The sequence below is a fragment of the Collinsella sp. SGI.180 genome (assembly GCF_050313455.1).
Classification (GTDB): domain Bacteria; phylum Actinomycetota; class Coriobacteriia; order Coriobacteriales; family Coriobacteriaceae; genus Collinsella.
The window spans coordinates 1-8,620 of sequence record NZ_JBNPLL010000029.1; the positions used below are offsets into that span (position 1 = coordinate 1).

Sequence of the window (8,620 nt, forward strand, 5' to 3'; positions counted from 1 at the left end):
ACGTCGAACTCCTCGTTGCCGCGGCGGCCCTCGGCCATGCCGTAGTTAATGAAGTGCTGAAGGGCCTTGTCTTTATCGTTGCTGGCCCATTTAGCGACGTCAGGATTATTCTTTAGGTAATAGTCAGCATCAAATACAGCGGAGTAATCCATCCAACTAGAACGCGGGAATTGAGCAATAATCGCATCGGCGTCCGCTTCGCCCAGACGTTTGCAACCGGCATCACTAAAATAATTCCAAGCATCGCCCGAATTAGAGATAAAGCCATGTTCAATCAAGATACCCGGAATCCCTTGCTCGCGCGCACAGCGAATAACGGCAAACTCATCCCCAAGTTCCATTTGGAATACACCACGGTAGGTTAAGCCAAGAGCATGCAGGTTATTCATTACTTTCTGAGCGAGCTCAACAGACGCCTGGGTATAGCTCGTGCCATTGGCCGTAGGCGCGTAAACCTCAGCACCATGCGCCGCAGAACTACCAGAGTTAATGTGAAAGCTCACAAAAGCTTGTGCGCCCTGCTTTACGCATCGCTGAACGCGGTACAGATAATCGTTGCTGCCGTAAGATCCACTTTGCTCTCGAGACATCACAACCTTAAAACCGTATCGCTCAAGTTTGGCCTTGCAGGCAACAGCAATCTTCCAAGTTAGATCTGCCTCGCTCTTTCCATTACCTTGAGCGCCGGGATCAACGCCGCCATGACCAGGATCAAGAGCAATAACATACGCACCGTTCACAGCAGTATCGGTAAGAGAGAGAGATTGCACCCCATTTGAGGCGTTAAGCGCATCGCCAATCGTGGCAGCCTGAATCGCATCGCCAGAATCGTCTGAATAGTAGACAGACGAATTGACACTGCCTTCGACGAGGTCGTCGTCCGCAGTGGCATTCGCATCAATGTCGAACGCATATCCGCATTGCATCAAATCGACACTGTGCTCCGTGGCATCGCCTTGCAGATGATAGGAGATCGAAATCAAATCATATTCGCACTCGGCATAATCCTTACCGAACTGAAATGCGGCAGCATTACCACTGACGGCCGTCGCACTAACAGAAAGGGAATGCCCAGTCGTGGATTCCAATTCAAGAGTCGCATCGGTAAGTACATCGGAATCGTTAGGGGTAGCAAAAGCAATCACCTGGTCCACACCGACTGGAAGCTGCGGATAGGCGATATAGAGGTACTGATACGAATCGGTTAAAACGTCGCCGTTCCCATCCGCCACAACGGAAGAGTCATTTTCTTCTCCGGCAAGATTGACAGAGTCGTCCTGATTCTTATTGGAGGGCGAGGAGGCGGGGTCGTTAGTCGAGTATGAATTGCTCTCAGAATCCGCGACTTCAGCAGGTGAATCCTGCTGAACAGGCTCCCCGTTGATTGCATAGGCAGTGGCGACCGAACCAATCAATGGATTAAGTCCAATAACTAACGCTGCAACGAATGTCGCAAGAAGTTGAAGATGACATTTCATGCCAGCCCCCATCAGATACAAGTACAGGTGATGCTCTCGAAATTATAAGGCAGGTGGAGCCCATGAGCAGCAAGCCAACCGCAAAAGCACTTCCCAGAAAATCAAAGCAAATATAGAGTGCTACAAGTTAGATTGATTTGCATGTATATTGGCCCACGCAATCCATCAGGCCGTAAATCAAAACAAAGAAACAGCATTCGAAATTAGCCGCTTTTTTTGACCTGATTTACGCGAGGCTCCGGCGAAGAACGACGCAACTGTTTTAGCTGCTTTCACTCATATGCAACTAAAACCGTTTAAAACCGTTGCAAACGCAATTAGGTATAATTCTTCCTAATCGCCTAGAGAAAGTGTTTGAATGCTAACCGTAATCGTGCCTACTTACAATGCCGAGCCGTATCTTTCTCAGGCTATAGGCAGCCTATTAAAGGAAAAGAAAATTGAGCTGGAAATCCTCGCCATCAACGACGGATCTACTGATAACTCCCTCGCCATTATGCAAGATTTCGCTGCGCTCGACTCACGCGTTCGAGTGATCGATAAGGCAAACCAGGGCTACGGCGCAACCTGCAATCTGGGCATTCGCGAGGCAAAGGGCGACTGGATTGCCATCCTCGAGCCCGATGACTGGATCGAGCCCGGAATGTACTCCGACATGCTTGCCTTTGCCAAGCGCGAATTTGGCGATCCGAACAAGCTCGATATTATTGAGACCCCGTATTGGATCATTCGCAACCCCGATACCCCCCAAGAGGTCAAACTACATTGCGCATATCGCGGTCGCATTAAACCGCCTCGGCAACCGTTCACCATTCACGACGCTCCACACCTGCTGGCCCATCATCCGTCCATTTGGTCGGCAATCTATCGTCGCGACTTCCTGTTGCAAAACAATATCTGGTTTAAGGAAATCCCCGGTGCGGGCTGGGCCGATAATCCATTCCTTGTCGAAACGCTCTGCCAGGCAAAGGCGATCGCTTACTGGCCCAAGTCGTATTACTGCTACCGCGAGGAAACACCCGAAAAGGCGGCCGCTCTGGCCAAGCGTGACCCCTTGATGCCGTTTAATCGCTGGAATGACATGGTCGATGTTCTTGAGCGGCTCAACGTCACCGACCCCGCCGTTTGGACACCGCAAATCACACGCGGTTTCACCTATATGGGCATCATGATTGAGCACACCGGAATTGAGGGGCACCCCGAAATCGAGCAGGCCATCCACAGGATGTTCGAACGCATGCCGCAAGAACTGGTATTTGCCAATCCTCGCGTTACTCCCGCGGCCAAAAAGCTCTATGCCGAGTATATGGGCATCGCCAATCCTAAAATCAGCTACTGCGCATACGCCAAGGACCTCGTGGGCGAAGGCTTGTATAACGTATGGAACAAGGGCCCCAAGCAGACTCTAAAAATAATCACATCGCACTTTGGTTCATACAACGCACGCGCTGGAAAATAGTCTGATGGCCAGCAAAGCAAGCAGAAATACCTCCATCGAAGCGCTGCGCTTAATCGCGGTTGCTGGCATCGCGATATTCCACACGTTTCAGTGGACCTTTCAAGCCGTCTGCGCCGGTCAACCGGAATATGCGCCGCTCGCCGTCTTTCCCTATTCGGGGTTGCTAGGGTTCATTAATCTACTGGGCTGTTGGGCCAACGAGGTCTTCTTTATGATCTCGGGATACTTCCTTATTCCCTCGGCGGTACGCGCCCTCCAAAACGGTTCATCCGCGCAGGGTCTCACGCTTAAATCGCTTGATCGCCTCAAAAAGATCGTCTTGCCCACGCTCTTTTATTGCGCCACCTGCCTGCTTGTCTCGATGTACGTCTATCCCCTACCAGAAATCTCGCTGCATGAGATTGGCTGGCTCACGTTGGGCATCGAGTTTATCTGGGTCTACGCCGTCTCCGTATTGCTTGTCCCAGTGATTGCGCTGATACGACAGCGAATCGGCAGCAAAAGAGCCCCGTTTGTCGTAGCGCTTCTTGTGCTCGCAACATTTGGAATCAACTGCTACATCGCGGCGACAACAAACGAAGCGGCCGGTATCATTTTGTGGCGCAAACTCATGAGCGCCGTTACCTACCTGGTCGCGTTTATTGCAGCTGGAGAAATGCGCTTTGCCCTCGAATACCACGGAAACGCATCCGGCGCTCAAAAATCCAAGATCGTACTCATCGGACTCGTTGCCTCCACCATCGCGCTCGAGCTTCTGCTATCGGCAAATAGCCAGTACGACGCGCTCTGGAAGCTCTCCTTCAAGTCCACTTCCGTCATATCCTTTATCTTGGCCGCCGCATCCGTTGCCGCCGCAGCGCTCCATCAGCCGCGCCACGAAACCTCAGCCGCAGATAAGACAATCGTGTCTCTCGCCGCAGGAACACTCGCTTTCTACGCCGTACAATCGTTTACCTGCAATGTCTGGCGCCCCATCTTCGACAAGGCAATCTACACCATGGCGAGAGGCATCCAAACGGGAGAACCCCGTCCAGCCGCCGCCATTTTGCTCGGAATCCTTATGAGCCTTTGCCTCGCGCTTGCCCTACTCCTCGTGGATATCGTTCGCAGGGCCGTAGTCGAGTCCATCAAGGCCCGTATGAACGGCTAAGCGACCTTCTGACTCCTCAGACCACGAAGCGCGCTTACACCCGAAACAAATAAAATCGCAAAGACAATCGCCCAATTCTTGCAGCCAAATACCGGAATATGAACGATCGCATGGTCATGCATAACAACGAAACTACCCAGAACAACAACCAGAGGCAGTGCCATGAGCAGCGACTGAATCAACACCTTGCACCGACGACCGTCTTGCGCGCCGCCCCGTATCGAGCAAACGAGCACGGCAACCCAAATCGCCAATACGGCAGCAAACGAAACAAGGCAAACGACGTTCGAGATCATCGCATAACCGGCAGTTGAGCAAATGGCGAACAGCTGCGGGCTCATGCAATAAAACTCCTTCAAAATCTGAGGCCAGTCAGCCTGGGGCAACAGTGACGAAGTCCCATGCGCAGACCAAAGGCCCATCTCGCCCAGAACGTTCGAAAAGACCTCGTCCCAGCCCAGCACAAATGCCGCGACAACCCATTTCATCGCCCAGGTAAACACAAACGAAAGCCCAAACCCAAAGAGCGCCTGCAGCATCGTGACGACGCAACGCTTGGGGCGCACACCCTTGGGGAGCGCAATGAAGGCGAAAAAGCAATGCAGGGCGACAACTGCGGCAGGAATCGTTAAAAAGTCAAGAAACGAAAAAACGGCGCCCGTCGCTATCGACCAAAGGACAAGGCGGCTTGTGAAAACCCGTGCGTTCGGGGCCAAGCCCAAACGAAGGCTCATGCAAGACATCATGATGAGCGCCACGAAGAACGAGATGCACAGCAGCAGATCACCGATAAAATTGAAAAACAGATTGGTCGAGAACAGCAGGATTGTAAGAAACCCCAACGTCAATGGCTTTGAAAATCGCTTCCGTAAGGCAACGTAAGCGCAAGCGGAGCCGGCAATCGCCAGAGCGGCCGCAGGCACCACGACAACGTCGATACCACCAATAAACAGGCAGACATTCGTAAGTAGCTGCCATCCATGCCAATACCGGTAGTACTGCTGATGCGTAATCCCGCCGGCTTTCGTAACGTCATCAATCTCGGCAACAGTCATCGTCTTAAACGGAGAACCTTGGTCCTTTTGCTGTGCGACTTCAATGATAAAGCGATTGTTATCAAAGCAAACAGGACCAGCTGCAACACGGTGGTCGTAGACATACATGTCAGACAACAGGGCAGAGGACTCCGAACCCTGCGCATGTGACTCGACAACGGGCCTCGGCAGGCAATTCGCCGCGGTATTGCTCAGGACAAATGCGACCTGAAAAACCAAAAACAGCAACATGACCTTGACGGGAAGGCTATCGGCAAAGGAAGCTAAACGAGTTTTATTCACAGGGCATCCAAACAGAAAGATCGCGTCCACAGGAATCGGCACCTACGTAATACCACAATGCGCGCTTGAAATCTCGCCACACGTCAACCAGGCTTGTAGCAAACGTTCTTGGTGATTAGCGGAACATTACCCGCGGGCGCCCGCCTACGCTTACAATAGTCGTGTCCCATGGGACACGTTGTTTATTCCGCAGGGCCGATATGCTGCCCACGCGAAAGGATATTCTCGTTCATGACTTCTACCCTCCCCGCCCCCATCGACAAGCTCGCCATCGTCGTCGTTACGTACAAGCGTCAGGAACTCCTGGCCAACCTGTTCGACTCCATGACCGAGCTCACGGCCGCGCCGTGGCGTATCGTAATCGTCGACAACGAGAATTCGCGCGAGACCGAAGCCATGTGTGCCGCATTCAACGAGCGCCTGGCCAACCTGTGGGGCATCGACGCCGATCAGCCCGACGCGCAGGGCGGCACCGACCGCGTCATCTACGCCCCGCAGCTCGAAAACGGCGGCGGTGCGGGCGGCTTCTCCGCCGGCACCAAGTGCGCCTACGATCTGGGCGCCCAGTGGTTTTGGGTCATGGACGACGACGTGCTCGTCATCCCGGAGGGCATCGAGCGCCTGGCCAAGTGGACCGACCGCTACGACGTCATCCAGGGTTCGCGCCTGGACTTTGACGGCGGCGCCTTCTTTTGGCAGTACCAGCTCATCCTTTCGCTTGGTATCCCCAACCCCATCGCTAAGTGGGACCTGGGCCCCGAAGGCTACCGCGCCATGAACCAGTTATGCTTTGAGGGCGGCCTGTTCTCGCGCCGCGTAGTCGACAAGATCGGCCTGCCCGATGCGCGCTTCTTCATCTATGGCGATGACGCCTGTTACGGCTATGTCGCCAGCCAACACTTCCCTGCCGTCGTAGTCGCCGATGTGGTGCTTAAGCGCGCCCGCGCCGTCTCTAACTGGGATATCGCCGGTAAGCGTCAGCTCAATTCCACCAGTGACACCAATCGCTACTACATCATGCGTAACCGCGGCTACTTGGCCCGCTACATGCAGATCTACGGTGATTACCACCCCATTTTGTTCCGTTTGGGCAATGTGGCGACCTTCTGCAAGGAGTTCATCCGCCTTGCCGCCGTCGACAAGTGCTTTAAGACCGGCATTCCGGCGCTGCGCCGTGGCATGAAGGATGCCCGCAAGATCGTACGCGACCCCAACTGGAAGCCCATGCCGCCCATGAAGGAAACCGAGTAAAGCCGGCCCTCCTATAACTTCTGACATGCGACGGCAACTCGCTGTCCATCAAAGCCAAACCCCCAGCGCACGCGGCCCACGGCAGGACGTGGCACGCGAATGTCGTCGAGACCGCTCCGCTCGATATCGAGCAATGCCTGTACTGACAGAAGCTCTAGGCCCAACGCATCGACATCGGAGTCGTACAGCATGCTGACCGAGATAAGCGGGCGGCTATCCAATATGCCAAGCGTATCCGCCGCATCAAAGGTATTGACGGTCGGAAACACCTGGAAACCCCCAAGCTCCAAACCGTACGCTCGTTTTGTAGCAGGGTCGGCATACCCAGGCAACCCAAAACAAAGACCCTGCAGTGCCAAACGAAAAGCCAGCGGCAAATCCGACACGTCTCCATCGACGCCCAAGTCATTAATAATTGCGTCCAAAGCTCGCCTAACTGCACGCTCGTCTCCGCGGCAAAGACCCTCTTGGAAGTCATCAATAGTCTCGGCACTCTCGGCAGCGCACTCGAACCATTCGATAATCACAAGACGCAGCGCATACCGGAGCTCGTTATTGGGAAGGCGCAGGGCGCGGGGCAGATTGCCGTCCGTCTGGTGATCGGTCGCATCTGTCGTCAGGAGTCCACTCAAATACAAATCGGTCCAAATACCTTCCGCTGTTCCGGCATCAGGCTTCACGGCGTCCAAGCACAGTGGCGCCTCAACACAGCCATACGGATTAAGCAAATCAAACATTGCCGCAAGCCATCTTAAATCCCAGGCGCCCACAGTCTCGTTCAGACAATCGGCATAGCAACATACATCAAAGCGCGTTGGCGGCAGGCAGCCCCGAGACAAGAACTCAACCACACGCGTCGGGTTCGAACAATAGAACCCGCCAAACCGGTAACCTTCGAACCATTCACGCGCGCAATCCAGTCTGTCGCTCTGGCCAATGTAATCTAGCAGTGCCCTGTTTTCGGCATCCGAAAAACCAAACCGGCGATCGCACCAGCTCGACAAGGGCGAAGCCAAACAATACGGGCAGTTGCGATGCGCAAATGCCGCCCGTGCGGGGCCGGGTCGCTCCCCCATCAAGCAAACCAGCCGCAAAGAGTCGATCGAGGAGACAATGACGTCAAAGAACAAGCGGTCAAGCAACTCGACAAAGCACGAGCCATAGGCGCCCTTCGCCTGCATATGATTCGTAAACGCCGCGTCATACCCATCAACCAGCAGCACAACCTGTTCATCACATGCCATACGGAGGAGCTCGATTAACACCCCAAGAGCCGAATCGATTTCATCAGAACCAGCAACACCGCGCGCTACGCGCTCGATATGGCGCACGTCGCTGCGCGCTAAATCGGGAACGTCCAGCAGCGGCAACAGACGAGCGCACTCACGAGCGACGACATCGCGCATGGCGGCCTCGACATCGGCGCCTCGATAGGAGGAAGTGAAAAAATCCAAAGCAATGACCGGATAGCGTGCATACTCATCACGATAGATGCCATCTTCTGCGTCCCATATTTGGCTATCGATGAATAGGTTCATGCTCGACGAGCCGGGCACAGGACGCTCCAGATAACATTTGAGCATGGAGAGGTTCATACTCTTGCCAAAACCATGAGGCCGACAACAGAGCGCCACAGTCGATTCGCAATCTAAGATATCGGCAATAAACATGGTCTTATCAACTAAAACACAATGATCGGCGGCGTCGGCAAAATCATGAATATCAATCGGCAGAACAGCATTTCCGCCGGGATTGAGCAACTTCACGTCAAAGGTGTTATCAATATCATACATTGCCTGTTCAGACACCGTTTTATCTCCCCTTTTATAATAACGATGCCATTTTAGCGACCATCTTGATAACAATTTTATTGTTCAACAAATGATTCGGGTAACGGTAGAAATGACTCCATAAGGGGGCTTATAGGACAAAATGTGTGTCCACG

At 53.6% G+C, this 8,620-nt stretch carries 6 protein-coding genes; 3 read left to right on the top strand and 3 right to left on the bottom strand.

The features are described from left to right. Positions 1-1,478, bottom strand: a 1,478-nt coding sequence (locus tag ACQRAP_RS08390) for an N-acetylmuramoyl-L-alanine amidase (protein WP_427795374.1), incomplete at its 3' end; no start/stop codon positions are given. A 358-nt stretch (positions 1,479-1,836) separates the two neighbouring features. Between ACQRAP_RS08390 and ACQRAP_RS08395 the strand changes: the two genes are divergently transcribed. Continuing rightward, positions 1,837-2,937, top strand: coding sequence for a glycosyltransferase family 2 protein (locus ACQRAP_RS08395; protein ID WP_427795375.1), 1,101 nt, complete (start codon positions 1,837-1,839; stop codon positions 2,935-2,937). Beyond that, positions 2,906-4,087, top strand: coding sequence for an acyltransferase family protein (locus tag ACQRAP_RS08400; RefSeq protein ID WP_427795376.1), 1,182 nt, complete (start codon positions 2,906-2,908; stop codon positions 4,085-4,087). Before ACQRAP_RS08395 ends, ACQRAP_RS08400 begins: the two co-directional genes overlap by 32 nt. Here ACQRAP_RS08400 and ACQRAP_RS08405 read toward each other — a convergent pair. Next, entirely contained in the window at positions 4,084-5,424 is a 1,341-nt protein-coding gene (locus ACQRAP_RS08405) for a hypothetical protein (RefSeq protein ID WP_427795377.1), read from the bottom strand. The two genes, ACQRAP_RS08400 and ACQRAP_RS08405, sit on opposite strands and share 4 nt — an antisense overlap. Before the next feature lie 231 nt (positions 5,425-5,655). Here ACQRAP_RS08405 and ACQRAP_RS08410 point away from each other — a divergent pair, with 231 nt between their 5' ends. Continuing rightward, on the top strand, positions 5,656-6,675 hold the full coding sequence (locus tag ACQRAP_RS08410) for a glycosyltransferase (RefSeq protein ID WP_427795378.1): 1,020 nt from the start codon (positions 5,656-5,658) through the stop codon (positions 6,673-6,675). An 11-nt stretch (positions 6,676-6,686) separates the two neighbouring features. Here the strand turns inward: ACQRAP_RS08410 and ACQRAP_RS08415 are convergent, their stop codons facing one another. Then, the gene (locus ACQRAP_RS08415) at positions 6,687-8,483 is read right to left on the bottom strand and encodes an AAA family ATPase (RefSeq protein ID WP_427795379.1); all 1,797 of its coding nucleotides are present in this window, start codon (positions 8,481-8,483) and stop codon (positions 6,687-6,689) included. Positions 8,484-8,620: the final 137 nt, after the last annotated feature.

Coding starts and splice junctions, on each gene's coding strand:
- ACQRAP_RS08395 (WP_427795375.1), top strand. CDS start 1,837: ATGCTAACCGTAATCGTGCCTACTTACAATGCCGAGCCGTATCTTTCT.
- ACQRAP_RS08410 (WP_427795378.1), top strand. CDS start 5,656: ATGACTTCTACCCTCCCCGCCCCCATCGACAAGCTCGCCATCGTCGTC.